Origin of the sequence: Bradyrhizobium sp. UFLA01-814, from assembly GCF_046718885.1 — a bacterium.
Classification (GTDB): domain Bacteria; phylum Pseudomonadota; class Alphaproteobacteria; order Rhizobiales; family Xanthobacteraceae; genus Bradyrhizobium; species Bradyrhizobium elkanii.
The window spans coordinates 1-13555 of the sequence record NZ_JAQOSR010000103.1 but is presented as its reverse complement, the minus strand read 5'-3'; the positions used below and the strand labels follow the sequence as shown (position 1 = coordinate 13555).

The 13555-nt window shown below is 64.4% G+C and carries 12 protein-coding genes; 7 read left to right on the top strand and 5 right to left on the bottom strand.

Annotated features, from left to right (window positions below):
* Positions 1 to 6: 6 nt before the first annotated feature.
* A complete protein-coding gene (locus tag PMN64_RS27295) occupies positions 7 to 1035 on the top strand; it encodes a class II aldolase/adducin family protein (RefSeq protein ID WP_411782877.1) in 1029 nt (342 codons plus the stop codon).
* 28 nt (positions 1036 to 1063) lie between these two features.
* Here the strand turns inward: PMN64_RS27295 and ilvA are convergent, their stop codons facing one another.
* From ilvA to PMN64_RS27270, 5 genes are all read right to left on the bottom strand, one after another.
* Positions 1064 to 2605, bottom strand: a complete 1542-nt coding sequence (gene ilvA / locus PMN64_RS27290; RefSeq protein ID WP_411782876.1) for a threonine ammonia-lyase, biosynthetic — start codon at positions 2603 to 2605, stop codon at positions 1064 to 1066.
* 389 nt (positions 2606 to 2994) lie between these two features.
* Positions 2995 to 4185 (bottom strand): M24 family metallopeptidase, encoded by a 1191-nt coding sequence (locus PMN64_RS27285; RefSeq protein ID WP_411782875.1) that lies wholly within the window; start codon positions 4183 to 4185, stop codon positions 2995 to 2997.
* Positions 4186 to 4204: 19 nt separating this feature from the next.
* Positions 4205 to 5623: an MFS transporter gene (locus tag PMN64_RS27280; protein WP_411782874.1), complete on the bottom strand. Its 1419-nt coding sequence runs from the start codon at positions 5621 to 5623 to the stop codon at positions 4205 to 4207.
* Between the two features lie 18 nt (positions 5624 to 5641).
* Positions 5642 to 6433 carry an alpha/beta fold hydrolase gene (locus tag PMN64_RS27275; RefSeq protein WP_411782873.1) on the bottom strand — a complete coding sequence of 264 codons (792 nt, stop codon included), beginning with the start codon at positions 6431 to 6433 and terminating at the stop codon, positions 5642 to 5644.
* Between the two features lie 11 nt (positions 6434 to 6444).
* On the bottom strand, positions 6445 to 8064 hold the full coding sequence (locus PMN64_RS27270) for an FAD-dependent monooxygenase (protein ID WP_411782872.1): 1620 nt from the start codon (positions 8062 to 8064) through the stop codon (positions 6445 to 6447).
* Positions 8065 to 8173: 109 nt separating this feature from the next.
* On the opposite strand from PMN64_RS27270, the gene PMN64_RS27265 reads away from it, so the two are divergent.
* From PMN64_RS27265 to PMN64_RS27240, 6 genes are all read left to right on the top strand, one after another.
* Positions 8174 to 9070 carry a LysR family transcriptional regulator gene (locus PMN64_RS27265; RefSeq protein WP_411782871.1) on the top strand — a complete coding sequence of 299 codons (897 nt, stop codon included), beginning with the start codon at positions 8174 to 8176 and terminating at the stop codon, positions 9068 to 9070.
* Between the two features lie 245 nt (positions 9071 to 9315).
* Complete coding sequence (locus PMN64_RS27260) at positions 9316 to 10689, top strand: aromatic ring-hydroxylating oxygenase subunit alpha (protein WP_411782870.1); 1374 nt, start codon at positions 9316 to 9318, stop codon at positions 10687 to 10689.
* Complete coding sequence (locus PMN64_RS27255) at positions 10689 to 11204, top strand: aromatic-ring-hydroxylating dioxygenase subunit beta (protein ID WP_411782869.1); 516 nt, start codon at positions 10689 to 10691, stop codon at positions 11202 to 11204. The genes PMN64_RS27260 and PMN64_RS27255 overlap by 1 nt, the downstream gene beginning before the upstream one ends.
* Positions 11205 to 11212: 8 nt before the next feature.
* Complete coding sequence (locus PMN64_RS27250; protein ID WP_411782868.1) at positions 11213 to 11539, top strand: non-heme iron oxygenase ferredoxin subunit; 327 nt, start codon at positions 11213 to 11215, stop codon at positions 11537 to 11539.
* Between the two features lie 41 nt (positions 11540 to 11580).
* On the top strand, positions 11581 to 12894 hold the full coding sequence (locus PMN64_RS27245) for an MFS transporter (RefSeq protein WP_411782867.1): 1314 nt from the start codon (positions 11581 to 11583) through the stop codon (positions 12892 to 12894).
* A 77-nt stretch (positions 12895 to 12971) separates the two neighbouring features.
* Positions 12972 to 13484, top strand: coding sequence for a MarR family transcriptional regulator (locus PMN64_RS27240; RefSeq protein WP_157347696.1), 513 nt, complete (start codon positions 12972 to 12974; stop codon positions 13482 to 13484).
* The last annotated feature ends 71 nt before the right edge of the window (positions 13485 to 13555 follow it).

Here is a 13555-nt window from a genome sequence, read left to right as displayed (position 1 = left end):
GCCCCGATGCGACCGCCTCAAATGCTGGATGAACTGCGCCGCATGTCGGCACGCGTCGGCAGGAATATCCTGCTGGTGCAGGGCGCCGGCGGCAATTCGTCGGTCAAGGATGGCGACGTGCTTTGGGTGAAGGCGTCAGGTACCTGGCTCGCCGACGCCGAGGACAAGGAGATTTTCGTGCCGGTCGCCTTGTCGGCCGCGCGCGCGGCGCTGATGCATGGCGACGAACGCGTGCCGCTGGCGCCGAACGCCGGGACGACGCTGCGCGCCTCGATCGAGACCTCGCTGCATGCGCTGATGCCGCAGCGGATCGTGCTGCACGTCCATTCCGTCAACACCATCGCATGGGCGGTGCGCGCCGACGCCCGCGACGAATTTGCCCGGCGCCTGGACGGACTGGCGTGGCGTTACCTCGACTATCACCACCCGGGGCTGCCGCTCGCACGCGCGGTCAGCGAAGCGATCGCGCAGGATGCGGTCGACGTCCTGATCCTCGGCAATCATGGCCTGGTGGTCGGTGCGGCCACCTGCGACGCGGCGGAGGCATTGGTCGCCGACGTCGAGCAACGCCTCGCGCTGGAGCAGCGCAGCGCGCCGACCGCAGATCATGACGCGCTCCGCACGATCTGCGCCGGCACCAACTATCGCCTGCCGCGAGATCCTCGCGGCCACGACATTGCCACCGACCGCTACAGCCGCGCGATCGCGACCAGCGGCTCGCTGTATCCCGATCACGTCGTCTTCCTTGGCCCGGGCCTGCCGGTCCTGGAGCGTCGCGAGAAGCTGAACGCCATGATCGCGCAGACCACCGCGAACGGACTGCCGCCGCCGGTTGCCCTCCTCGTCCCAGACCTCGGCAGCCTCATCCGCGAGGACGCGAGCGACGGCGCGGAAGCCATGCTGAGCTGCCTCGCATTGGTCACTTGCCGCCTGCCCCCGACCGCACGGGTCAATTATCTGACGGCAGAGAACGAGCATGCGCTGCTGAACTGGGACGCAGAGCGCTACCGCCAACAATTGACCGCCGATCGCTGACCGTTGGTCGACGGAAGCGCCCGGTGCTTCATCCCTTCTCGGCGGAGAGAAACAGGCGGTAGGCCGGATTTTCGCTCTCGTTCCAGTAGGGATAGCCGAGCGCATCCAGCGCCTCTACGAACCGGGTGCGCTCGTGAGGCTTGACCTCGATGCCTGCCAAAATGCGTCCGTAGTCGGCGCCGTGATTGCGGTAGTGGAATAGCGAAATATTCCAGTCGGGCGCCAGGCTCTCGAGGAATTTCAGCAACGCGCCGGGACGCTCCGGAAACTCGAAGCGGTAGATGACCTCGTCCTTGAGCAGCGGAGCGCGGCCGCCCACCATGTAGCGCACATGGTCCTTGGCCATCTCGTTCTCGCTGAGATCGAGGATCGGATAGCCTTCCCGCCGAAGCAACTCCATGACCTCCCGCTTCTCGACCTCGCCGCGGCTCAGCGCGATGCCGACGAACAGTTGCGCCGGCGCGGTGGTCTCGGCAAAGCGGTAATTGAATTCCGTGATCGCGCGCGAGCCGAGGATGCGGATGAAGTGCCGATAGCTGCCCGGCTTCTCCGGCACGGTCACGGCAAGCAGCGCCTCGCGATGTTCGCCGACCTCGGCGCGGTCGGCAATGGTGCGCAGCCGGTCGAAATTCAGATTGGCCCCGCTGTTGACGGCAATCAGGCTGCCGTCACTGAGCGCGCCGCGCTCGGCGTAGGCCTTGAGGCCAGCGAGCGCCAATGCCCCGGAGGGCTCGGCGACCGATCGAACGTCGTCGAAGATGTCCTTGATGGCAGCGCACATGGCGTCGGTGTCCACCGTCACGACCTCGTCGAGCAGGTCGCGGCAGAGCCGGAAGGTCTCGGTTCCCACCTTGCGGACGGCGACGCCGTCGGCGAACAGTCCGACCTGATCCAGCGCGACGACGTTACCCTTGGCGAGCGCGGCCGCCATCGACGCGGCGTCCGCCGGCTCGACGCCGACGACCTTGATCGACGGGTTGAGGAATTTCACGAAGGCGGCCACGCCGGCCGCCAGTCCGCCTCCGCCGATCGGCACGAAGATCGCCTCGATCGTATCGGGATGCTGGCGCAGGATCTCCATCCCGACCGTTCCCTGGCCGGCGATCACATCGGGATCGTCGAACGGATGCACAAAGGTCAAACCACGTGCGGCCTCGATCTCCCTGGCCTTGGTTTGCGCGTCGTCGAACGTATCGCCATGCAGGACAACGTCACCGCCCAAACGCCGGACGGCCTCGACCTTGATGGCGGGCGTCGTCCTCGGCATGACGATCGTCGCCGGAATGCCGAGCTTGCGCGCCGACAGCGCGACACCCTGCGCATGATTGCCCGCCGAGGCGCAGATGACGCCCAACCTGCGCTGTGCGTCCGGCAGCCTGACGATCTTGTTGTAGGCGCCGCGAAGCTTGAACGAGAAGATCGGCTGGAAGTCTTCCCGCTTCAGCAACACCGTGCGCGACAATCGTTCGGAGAGCCGCGGCATGGGATCGAGCGGCGTCTCGACCGCCACGTCGTAGACCCGTGCGGTCAGGATGCTTTGGGCGTAATCGTGGAGCGCGTTAGCGTTCATCGGGTCGCTTCTGTCGATGGGAGGCAATCCTTATCGGTTGCACCTGCCCATCGTCGGCGCCGACCTTGGCGAGCAGACGGCACGGAGCCGCCGCTACATCCAGCTCGAAGCATCGCATGGCCGGAGGCTCGAGTGAAGCCAAGACCGCCGGATCAATCGCCTCGCCGAGCGCAAATGAAGTCATCTGGGCCGTCGCAGGGGGCACTGCCAAAATATCGAAAACAACCCCATGCAAAGTAGCCGGCGGCGGCCGGCGTCGACCGGGCAACTTGACACGTCGGGCAATTCAGGGATATATTTCTAGTATTCCGAACTTGGCCGGCGAGCGCCTCCAGCACGGCAGCTGAATCGGTGACCCAGCCAAAAATGCCGCCCTGGCGTTGACCGCTTCACGCCATGAGACGCGATGAATTCCATCCCCTGCCATGGTCACCGGGCGCCTCCCAGCCCACCTCGGAGACGATCAGCGTGTCCTCGAGCTTGACGTAACCGCGCGCCGGATGCAGCAGCGCGGTTTCGATCGAGATCACCATCCCGCATTCGAGCGGCCGGTCGGCGTCGTACGGCGCGTAAGGGACCGGGCCGGTCGCGGTGAGGCGCGGCGCTTCGTGACTGACGAGCCCGATGCCGTGCGCGGTGAAGTCAAGCACCGCGCGATGCGGGGAAGCTTTGACGGCAGCCTCGCCCGCCGCGATGATGTCGCCGCCCATGGCGCCCGGCCGGATCGCGCGCCGGGCCACCTGCTGGATGTCCTCGATCTCTTGCAGCAACTCGCGCAGCTCGCTATCGGGCTCACCCAGGACGCCCATGCGGCTAAGATCGCCGATATAGCCCCGGTAGTTTCCGCCGGAATCGATCGAGATCACGTCGCCCTCCGCAAGACGCTGGTTCGACGGCGCGCGGTTATGGCTCTTGCCTGCGGCGATCAGGCAATATTCGAAGACGAGATCACGTTCCTGCTCCTCGTGGCGCAGGCGAGCGACGATATCATTCTTGGTCATGCCCGGCACACAGCCCTTGAACGTCGTCATCATCGCATCGACCACGCGTTCGGAAGCCTCCTTTATGAGGTCCAGCTCGGCCGCTGACTTCACGGCACGAAGCCGTTCCAACGTGAAATGGGCCTCGCTGAGCTCGACGTCGCCAAGGCCCGCGAGCAGATGATCCCTGGCGTCGGCCGGCAGGAAACCTGCCTCGATGCCGACACGCCGGGCCGCGCCCCCGAGCTTTCTCGCATGCTCGATCGCGAGGCCGACCGCATCGATCGTTCCCCACGCCTCTGCTCTGACAGTCGGCGCCCATATCCGTCCGAGCTCCTGCTCGAACTTCTCCATCCGATTGCCGACGTAGATGGAATTTTCCGGGTGCCCTTTCTGATAGACGAACACCGGCAGATAGCGGCTGGTGCCTATCGCCTCCATGACGTCGAAGAAGAAGAAACGATATCCACCGAGCAAATACTGCACGTTGTGACGCGAGGTGACGATCAGGATGTCGAGCCCTGCCTCATCCATCAGCCGATCGAGCTTTGCAGTATCGAACGGCGCTGCCGTTGCGATCGTGTCGAGCGCATGGTCCATCGTATGCCCTTTCGTCTTTTCACTGTCCCGCTGCCGCTTTTGCGGCCAGCGACTTCGGTGCGGCGCCCGCGCCCCCATTTTCGCCGAACAGGGCCACCGGACGCCCGTGCGGCTCGACGCCGAGGAATGTAAAGGCGAGCCCGATCAAGAGGCCTGCGCCGGCAAGAAAGCAGAACGCCGGCATCACTGCCGAGGCGGTCGCACCTGGATGCACGAGATTGTCCGCACCGGCGATCAATGCGAGACACAGGGGACCTACGATCTTGCCTATCCCGTTCGAGAGCTGGGCAAGGCCGACCGCGCGCCCCGAAAGCTGGACCGGGAAGATTTCCGCCGGATAGGGCCCGATGTTCGAAAATCCACCGTCGAAGAACACGGCGCCGACGACCAGGAAGACCAGAAACAACGGTACCGAGCCGGCAAAGTCGTTGTGAAAATAGGCGGCAAGAGCCAGCGACACCGCGGTGCCATAGCCCATCAACTGGCCACAGGGCTTGCGGCCGATCCGATGGGCGAGGAAGGCGAAGCCGGTCCGGCCGAGCACGCCGGCGAGGCTGACATAGATGAACATCTTCGCCGCATCCTGGGGCGCGACGCCAAGCAGCAGCGCCACGATCGTCGGTCCCCACAAGAACACGCCGTAATTCGCCGTGCTGGCGCCGAACCAGATCAGGACGGTCAGCCAGAAGCGCCGTTGCTCGGCAAAGAGATCGGCAAATGTCGCGGAGCTCGCCGGCGGCAGCACGGGCAGGACGAACTCGTCGCCGCCGACCCGATAGAGTTTTCGGATGCTCGCCTGCGCCTCGCGGACGCGGCCCTTGCTGATGAGCCAGCGCGGCGATTCCGGCATGATGATCATGGTGAGGATTCCGAGGATGATCGGCAAGAACCCGACCGCCGCCAATCCACGCCAGCCAACCAGCGGCAGCAGGAAGCTCGCCGTCACCGATGCCGAAAGCACGCCAAAGGCGACCGGAACGACCACGAGGCTCGTGACCAGCGTGCGATGACGGGTCGGCGCAAATTCGACGATGGCGGGAACCGCCGCCGCCGCGCCCGCGGCAAGGCCGAAGCCGACGAAGAAGCGCAGGATCGCAAACGCAACCCAACCGTCTTCCGGAATGAACGCGATCGCGCCCGAGGTCAGGCCGCAGAGCAGAACGCCTGATATCGCCAGCGGCTTGCGCCCGAAACGATCTGCGAGGATGCCCGCGACGAACGCCCCCAGCATCGCCCCGATGCCGGCACTCATCAGCATGATCGAGGTCTGCCCAAACGTCAGGTGCCATTTCGGCGCCAGCACCGACACCAGAAATCCGACCACAAAGAAGTCGAAGAAATCGACCACGCCGGTTACGGCGAAGATGATGATCGATAGCCAGTAGCGCGCCGTCACCGGCGCTTCGTCGAACGGCACGGCATTCGCTTGTTCAGCCATGGTCTCCCCCTGTTATTGTCAAGCCGCCTTCTTTTTTGAATTCAGGAATGCCGTCACCGCCTCCGCCACCCGCTCGGGGGCCTGGATCGACGCGACGTGACCGGCGTCCGCGATCGTCTTCATCTCGACGGAGGCAAGGCCGCGGGCGAGCGCAAATGTCTCTGGATTCGGGATCAGCCGGTCGGCGCTGCCCACGAGCAGCAGCGTCGGGCGATCGAAGCCTGTCAAATCGGCGTCGACAGGCTGCGCGAGCAAGGCGCCGCGTCGCGCCTTCTGGCCGTCGTCGCGGCTGGAGCCACGGAAGATGTCGATGAGTTCTGGCCGCGCGCGCAGATAATCCGGCGGGAAGAAGAACTCCGCAATCTTCGGTGCGTTGGCGATGGTGTCCGCGCGGTAGGAGGCGAGCTTGCGAAAGACATCCGCATTGACGTCCAGCGGGCTTCTGTTGACCTTCCAGGTGCTGCTCAGGATGAGGCGGTCGATCCTGCCGGGATGGCGAGCCGCCAGCACTTGCGCGATCTGGCCGCCCAGCGAGGTCCCGAAGACATGGGCGCGGTCATAGCCGAGCCCCCCGATCAAGGCCGCGGCATCATCAGCCAGGTCGGCCAGCGAATAGGACGACGCGGGATTCCTGGTGGCGCCAGAATCGCGCTGGTCATAGGTGATCACGGTGAAATCCGCCGCCAGCACTGGCGCAAGTCCGTCGAACATCGCATGATCGGCCTCGCCGCCATGCAGCAGCACGATCGGTTCGCCATGTCCGGTTTTCTCGAACGCCGTGACGACGCCGTTGGATTCGAACGATTGCATCTAAGACCCCGTCAATGCAGCAACGTGGAAAGCGCGCCGGCCAACTCCTTCGCCGGATCCGACGGAAGCCACGGCATCCGCCACGCCACATGCCCATCGGGGCGCACCAGCACCGCGCCGCGCATGCCCAGCTGGAATCCGTCCGCCGGATCGGCCGAGGGCAACTGCTTCAGCGACAGCGGCAAGGCGGTCTTCTCGGATACCTGTTTTCCCGCTTCCAGCCACTCGCCGCCGAGTGGGCCCGCGACGACGGTGAACTCTTTGTCGAACCAGTCGAGCGTCGATTTCTTGCGCGAAGGCTCGAGCCACATATGCGGAAAGCGCGCGCCGGGACGGTCGGTCGGCGTGTAGTAGCGGGAGTTCAACGCCTTCGCGACGGTGCCATCGGGGATCACCGCGCCCTCCTCGTAGTTGTGGCCGAGGTTCTGGCCGATGCTGTGCAAATGATTGTCCATATCGTTGATCCAGAACCTGATCCGGTCCGGATCGCGCGATCGCACGGCGTCGTCGGTCAGCCCGAAACGCAGCCTGTTGCCGTAGCTGAAATTGGCATTGGACTGTGCGATCGGGCGGCGCTCGCTGGAATAGCTGTCGAGCAGCTTTTCATCCGCGAGGCCCTTCAGCACGAAGGCGAGCTTCCAGGCGAGGTTATGCGCGTCCTGAACGCCGGAGTTCAGGCCGAAACCGCCGGTCGGCGGAAAACGGTGCGCACAGTCGCCGACGAGAAACACCCGGCCCTTTCGAAAGGTCTCGGCCACCTGCATGCTGACACGCCAGATCGAGCGGTTCAGAAGAGTGACGTCGAGATCCGGAATGCCGACATGGCCGCGCGCGATCTCGATGAACTCCTGGTCGGTCCACGGCCGCTCGCGATCGTCCTTGGTCAGGCCGATTTGCGTGACGGTCAGCCAGCGATCCCGGCCATTGGTGTTCAGGATGCCGGCGCGCGGCAGATCGGGCTTGTCCGGGATGATGATGAAGCCGGCGGCCTCGCGCGCGATCGGCAGCCGCGACAGATCGGAACGCCAATACTCGTTCGACATCACCGCCAGCGTCGAGGGCCCGACCATCTCGATCCCGGCGCTGCGCCGCGTCTGGCTGCCTGCACCATCGGCGGCGATCAGGTAAGTCGCCGTCCACTGCGTCACCTCGCCGGTCTTTTCGCAACGTGTCGTGACGTTGACGCCGCTGTTGGTCTCCTCGAACGACTCACAGGCCGTGTTGAACAGAACCGTGGCGTGCTTGGACTTTTCGACCACCCGCAGGATTTCCTCCTCAACGGCGTCCTGAGCGACCAGGCTCTTCCAGGCGGGGGTATGCCCGACATTCGGCTCGGGACGGGTGCGGCCGAACTCGTGACCTGCGATGCTGTCGAGGAACACGAACATGTCCGAGTTGTCCTGCAGGCCGCGGTCGCGGATCGCCTGCTCGATCCCCCACTGCCGGAATATCTCCATGGTGCGAACCCAGCAGCCGCGCGACTTCGGATGATCGGTCGTGGTCGGGCTTTTCTCGACCACCACGCAGTCGATGCCGAAGCGGTCGAGCAGCAGCGACATCGCAAGGCCCACCGGCCCGCCGCCGGCGATGAATACGGACGTCCGGCGTGCCTCATCGGTGGCGATGCCCATCCTCGTCTCTCCTCCGTTTGATCGTTGCGAGGAGACTGCTCCTTTTTTGGTATCTCACAAGAATATGTTTGATATGGTATCCATCTCGATTTGAGATGGAGTGCCGGTCATGGACCTGCGGCAGATCCGCTATTTCGTCGCCGTCGCCGAGCGTGGCGGCTTTGCCGCCGCAGCGAGCACGCTGAATGTCGCCCAGTCGGCGCTCAGCCGCCACGTCAAGGAACTCGAAGACGAACTCGGCGGTGCCTTGCTCGAACGCGGCGCGCGCGGGGTCTCGGTCACGGAATCCGGCAAAGTGCTGCTCGCGCGCGGGCGCTGGCTGCTTGGGACGATCGACGACATCAAGGCCGAGGTGCGCACGGAAAATCGGGAGCCGAGCGGTACGGTGCGGATCGGCGCGCCACCGAGCCTCGGCGATATCCTCTACCCGCTGCTAGCCCAGACCTTCGTCAAGCAATTTCCACGCGTGCGGCTCGAGTTGAGCGAGGGCCTGACCGAGAACGCATCCGAACGCCTGCTGCGGGGTGAGCTCGATCTGGCGATCGTAACGACGCCATCCCCCAACGATCATCTCGACTATGAAACGCTGGTCGTCGAGCAGGTGTTCCTGATCGGACCGTCGCGCGATCCGTTGCTGAAGCGCGGCCGACTGACCCGCAAGGAGTTCGACGCCTTGCCATCCGCGGTGGCCCCGCTCAGCCGCAACCCGTTCCCGTCGACCATGCTCTGCGCGGTGCGGGTCGATAACAGCACACCGATGAAGCGCATGGTGGCATCAGGACTCGGCTACGCGCTGCTACCCTTCTCGGGCATTCACCAGGAGGTGGCCGCCGGCGTGCTGTCGGCGGCGCTGTTGCCCTGGATGCGCGCCGAGCGCGTGCTGGCGCTGCCGCGCGGACGGCCGGTGAGCCGAGCAACCCGCGAAGCGATCGCTGCGCTGAAGAACATCTGCCGCGCCCTGATCGATGCGGGAATTATCCTGACCGCGCCGGCGCGCAAGGGCTGAACCCGCCGCTCCACGCCAAGCGGTCTGCTCATTCCTCGCTGTAGCCCGACGCGCGGGCCGTATCCGTTGCGTCCGGCTCCAGCTTCTGATCGACCAATCGGCTTGACCATAGTTGTCATGACAACTATAGAGTCATTCCAAGATTGGCGATCAAGCCGGCTGTTCCCGCCGTGAGAAGACGCGAGCCGTGACGCGGCTCTGCGGGCGACTTTTCGCGACCGGCGGTTAGTCGAAGGGAGGACGTTATGAAGGCTGCTTCGCAGACCCACGCGGCAAGGCTGAGCGAGATTTCCCGGCTCATCGACGACCGCCCCGGCGAACGCATCTTCGAAGTCGATCGTCGGATCTTCACCGATCCGGACGTGTTCGACGCCGAGCTGCGATACATCTTCGAGGCCACGTGGAATTTCATCGGCCTGGAATCCCAGATCGCCCGGCCCAACGACTTCGTCACCACCCATATCGGCCGGCATCCCATTCTGGTGATGCGGAGCGCTGAGGGCAAAGTCGGCGCCTTCCTCAACACCTGCCGGCATCGCGGAACGATCGTCTGTCCGTTCAAGCAGGGCCGGCAGAAGTTTCACGTCTGCCGCTATCACGGCTGGGCTTACGATTCGAGCGGGCGCAACATCTCCGTGACGGAGGAAGCGAGCGGACAGTATCCGCCGTCCTTCTCGAACGGCAATCACGACCTGCTTCCGGTCGCGCGGCTGGGTTCGTATCGCGGATTCCTGTTCGCGAGCCTCTCAGTCGACGTTCCGCCGCTGGAGGAATTTCTCGGCGACACCCGCGCGTTCCTCGACCTCATCATCGATCAGAGCGACAGCGGTGAGGTCGAGTTCGTGCCGGGCGCCAGCACCTACACGTTCGATGCAAACTGGAAACTGCAGTTCGAGAACGGTCTCGACTACTATCACTTCGCGACCACGCACAGCTCCTACGTCGATATCCTGAAGAAGCGCAATGCCAGCGCCGGACCGGATGCCGGATTCACTGCGGAGCCGGAAGGCGAGCAGGAAGGGCAAGGCAGCTTCAGCTTCGATTACGGCCACGCCGTCAACTGGTCGATCAAGCGCACGCAGCTCTATGGCCGGCCGCTCGGCATAGATCCGGCGCGTCTCGACACCGTGCGGCAGCGCGTCGGCAGCACCCGCGCCAAATGGATGCTGCGCCAGCGCAACCTCACGATTTTCCCGAACCTTCAGGTCATCGACATCCTGTCGGCGCAGGTGCGAACCTGGCGGCCGCTGGCGCCCGACAAGACCGAGATGGTGTCGCATTGCCTCGCTCCGGTCGGCGAAAGCGCCGCCGCGCGCACGCTTCGCATTCGCAACTACGAAGACTTTTTCAATGCCTCCGGGCTGGCCAGCTCGGACGACAACGTCATGTATGAGTTCTGCCAGACCGGCTACGACGCGACCACCGCCGCGCCGACGCAGGGTTATCTGCGCGGCGTCGCGGAGGTCGGCCACGGCGAGAGCGCGCACACGCGCGAGCTCGGCATAACCCCGTCCGAATGGTCGTTCGGTCCCACCAGCTTCGGCGGCGAGACGAACTTCCATCCCGGGTATCGCGAGTGGCGCAGGCTGTTGCAGCATGCCGCCGGGGAGACGGCATGATGGCTGCCAGCGCAATCAGACAAACCGATGCCCACGCGGTCGCAGCCGCGACCATCTTCCGCGAGGCGCGCCTGCTCGATACCGGCGAATGGGCCGATTGGGTCGCGATGTACAGCGAGGATGCCGTCTATTGGGTGCCGGCCTGGCTCGACGAGTACACCACCACCAACGATCCCGACACGCAGGTCTCGTTGCTCTACCACGATGCGCGGCGCGGGCTGGAAGAGCGGATCGCACGAATCGAGTCGCGCAAATCGATCACCGCGCTGCCGCTGCCGCGCACCGTGCACCAGATCTCGAACCTGGAAGCGTCCGAAACCGGGCCTGAACAGATCACCTGCCACTCGGTGTTCTCGGTCCACGTCTACGACCCGCGCGTCGCCAAGGAGCATCTGCGGCACGGGCGCTATGAGCACACGCTGCGGCGTGACGGCGAGACCTGGAAGATCGCGCGCAAGGTCATCACACTGGTTAACGACCGCGTGCCGACCGTGCTCGATTTCTACAGCATTTGAGAGGGCACATGACGGATGATCACGGAACCTGGCACGAAGCTGCCGCACTCAGCGCGCTGACCGAAGGCGAGCCGTACGGCATCGAAATCGGCCGCCACCACATCGCGCTCTATCGCGTCGGCAATGAGTACTACGCCACCAGCAACATCTGCACCCATGCGGAAGCATTGCTGTCCGACGGCATTCTGGAGGGCTGCGAGATCGAATGCCCGCTGCACATGGGCCGCTTCGATATCCGGACCGGCGAGGCGCTGACCAGCCCGGTCGAGATCGACATCCAGGTCTATCCCGTCCGCGTGGCGGGCGACCGGCTGGAAGTCTGCCTGCCGGCATAAAGCAACCGCTCAAAACTCAAAAAAAATCGGGGGAGACAGGGATGACCGAAATCGTGATGGACAAGGCGGCGACAACGACCGCCGATCCGCAGATCGAACGCACCACGATCCGCAAGGTCGCGCTGCGTCTGATGTGGTTCGTGATGGCGATGTACTTCCTCGCCATTCTCGACCGCGGCAACATCTCCTTTGCCGCGCTGCAGATGAACAAGGAGCTCGGGCTCAATGCCGAGATGTTCGGCATCGCCGTCGGCATCATGTACTTCACCTATTCGATCTTCGAGATCCCGAGCAATCTCATCCTCAGCAAATACGGCGCGCGCGTCACGCTGACGCGGATCGCGATCCTGTGGGGCATCGCCACCATGCTGATGGCGTTCACGCAGGGCCCGCTCAGCCTCTATGCATTCCGCGGCTTCCTCGGCTTTGCCGAGTCCGGCCTGTTTCCCGGGGTGATGCTGCTGCTGAGCCTCTGGTTTCCGTTCAGCTACCGCGCCCGCTACAACGCGATGTTCAACTATGCGGTGCCGATCTCCTATATCTTCGCCTCGCTGATCTCTGGCGCCATCCTCGAGCTGAACGGGGTGTTCGGCATTTCGGGCTGGAAATGGCTGTTCATCCTCGAAGGCCTGCCGCCCGTTATCCTGGGGATCGTCGGTATCTTCTATCTGACCGACCGTCCGCAGCAGGCGAGCTGGCTGTCGACGGCCCAGCGCAACTGGCTGATGGGCGCGCTGGAGCGCGATGCCAAGGCAACCGGCGTGGTGCATGCCGAAGGCGTGCTCAGGACCATCACCAAGCCGATGGTGCTGCTGTTCGGCCTGTGCAATTTCGGCCTGTTCTGTGGCCTGGCTTCGCTGTTTCCCTGGCTGCCGCAAATCATCAAATCGTTCGGGCTGCCGAATTCACAGGTCGGATTCGTGACGGCGATCCCGCCCGTCGCCGGCCTGATCGGCATGATCGCATTGTCGCGGCACTCCGACCATGTCGGTGAGCGCTTCTATTATGCGGCCATGACCTTCGTGATCGCGGCAGCGGGCTTCGCCATCGCGGCGTTCTCGACATCGCCGCTCTGGATCATCATCGGCTTCATGGTTGCCAATGTAGGCGTCTATGGCACGCAGGCGGTGTTCTGGACCATCCCGCAGTCCTACATGTCGCGGCAGAGCGCGCCGGGCGCGATCGGCCTGGTCAGCACCATCGGCAGCATCGGAGGCGCCACGATCCCGATCGTGATCGGACGCGCCAAGGACGCCTCGGGCAGTTTCACCACCGGGTTCCTCGTGGTAACAGGCGTTCTCCTCGTCGCGGCGGCCCTGGTCCTGATCGCGCGCACTCAACTCGTGAAAGAATGAAAAGCCGGACTGCCACAAACCGCACCAGCGCCCCTGCCCCGCGCCGCGCCCCGCAAGGGGACACGGGCTCGGAGCTGGTGATCGACTTCGAACGTTACGTGCCGACGGTGCTGTCCAGCCTGGTCGCGAAATTGCGCGCCAATGCCAACGCGTTCTTCCCGCAGGCCTACGGCGTCTCGCTCGCGGAATGGCGGGTGCTGTCCTTTCTCAGGGAGCATGAGCCGGCAAGCGCCTACGACATCTGGACCAATGCGCAACTGGACAAGGCCGTCGTCAGCCGCGAGACGACCTCGCTGAAGAAAAAGGGCCTGATCGAGCTGACCCCGGTGCGAGGCAGCGCCCGGAACCGCACCGAGATCCGGCTGACATCGCAGGGCGTGGCGCTGCTCGACCGCAGTCTGGATGAAATCCTGCGCCGGCACAGCAACCTCACGGCCGGCCTCGACGCCAAGGCGCTGGAGAGCTTCTTCCGGGTCGTGGCGCATATCGAGCACCGCATTCCCCACATGGCCGACCAGACCTCGAATGCCGTGCCGGCCCATGCGCCGGTCAAACGCATTGCGAAGCGGAGGCCGCCGACCGGCGCCTAGAGCTTTTCCCGTTCCGATGGAATCGGAACGGGGCTCTAGATTCTTGTTTTGACGCGTTTTCTTCACGCGAA

Bases quoted from the DNA above. Each gene is read 5' to 3' on its own strand.
- PMN64_RS27245 (WP_411782867.1), top strand. From the start codon at position 11,581: ATGACCGAAATCGTGATGGACAAGGCGGCGACAACGACCGCCGATCCG.
- PMN64_RS27260 (WP_411782870.1), top strand. From the start codon at position 9,316: ATGAAGGCTGCTTCGCAGACCCACGCGGCAAGGCTGAGCGAGATTTCC.
- ilvA (WP_411782876.1), bottom strand. From the start codon at position 2,605: ATGAACGCTAACGCGCTCCACGATTACGCCCAAAGCATCCTGACCGCA.
- PMN64_RS27270 (WP_411782872.1), bottom strand. From the start codon at position 8,064: ATGGGCATCGCCACCGATGAGGCACGCCGGACGTCCGTATTCATCGCC.
- PMN64_RS27285 (WP_411782875.1), bottom strand. From the start codon at position 4,185: ATGGACCATGCGCTCGACACGATCGCAACGGCAGCGCCGTTCGATACT.
- PMN64_RS27265 (WP_411782871.1), top strand. From the start codon at position 8,174: ATGGACCTGCGGCAGATCCGCTATTTCGTCGCCGTCGCCGAGCGTGGC.
- PMN64_RS27275 (WP_411782873.1), bottom strand. From the start codon at position 6,433: ATGCAATCGTTCGAATCCAACGGCGTCGTCACGGCGTTCGAGAAAACC.
- PMN64_RS27295 (WP_411782877.1), top strand. From the start codon at position 7: ATGCGACCGCCTCAAATGCTGGATGAACTGCGCCGCATGTCGGCACGC.
- PMN64_RS27255 (WP_411782869.1), top strand. From the start codon at position 10,689: ATGGCTGCCAGCGCAATCAGACAAACCGATGCCCACGCGGTCGCAGCC.
- PMN64_RS27250 (WP_411782868.1), top strand. From the start codon at position 11,213: ATGACGGATGATCACGGAACCTGGCACGAAGCTGCCGCACTCAGCGCG.
- PMN64_RS27280 (WP_411782874.1), bottom strand. From the start codon at position 5,623: ATGGCTGAACAAGCGAATGCCGTGCCGTTCGACGAAGCGCCGGTGACG.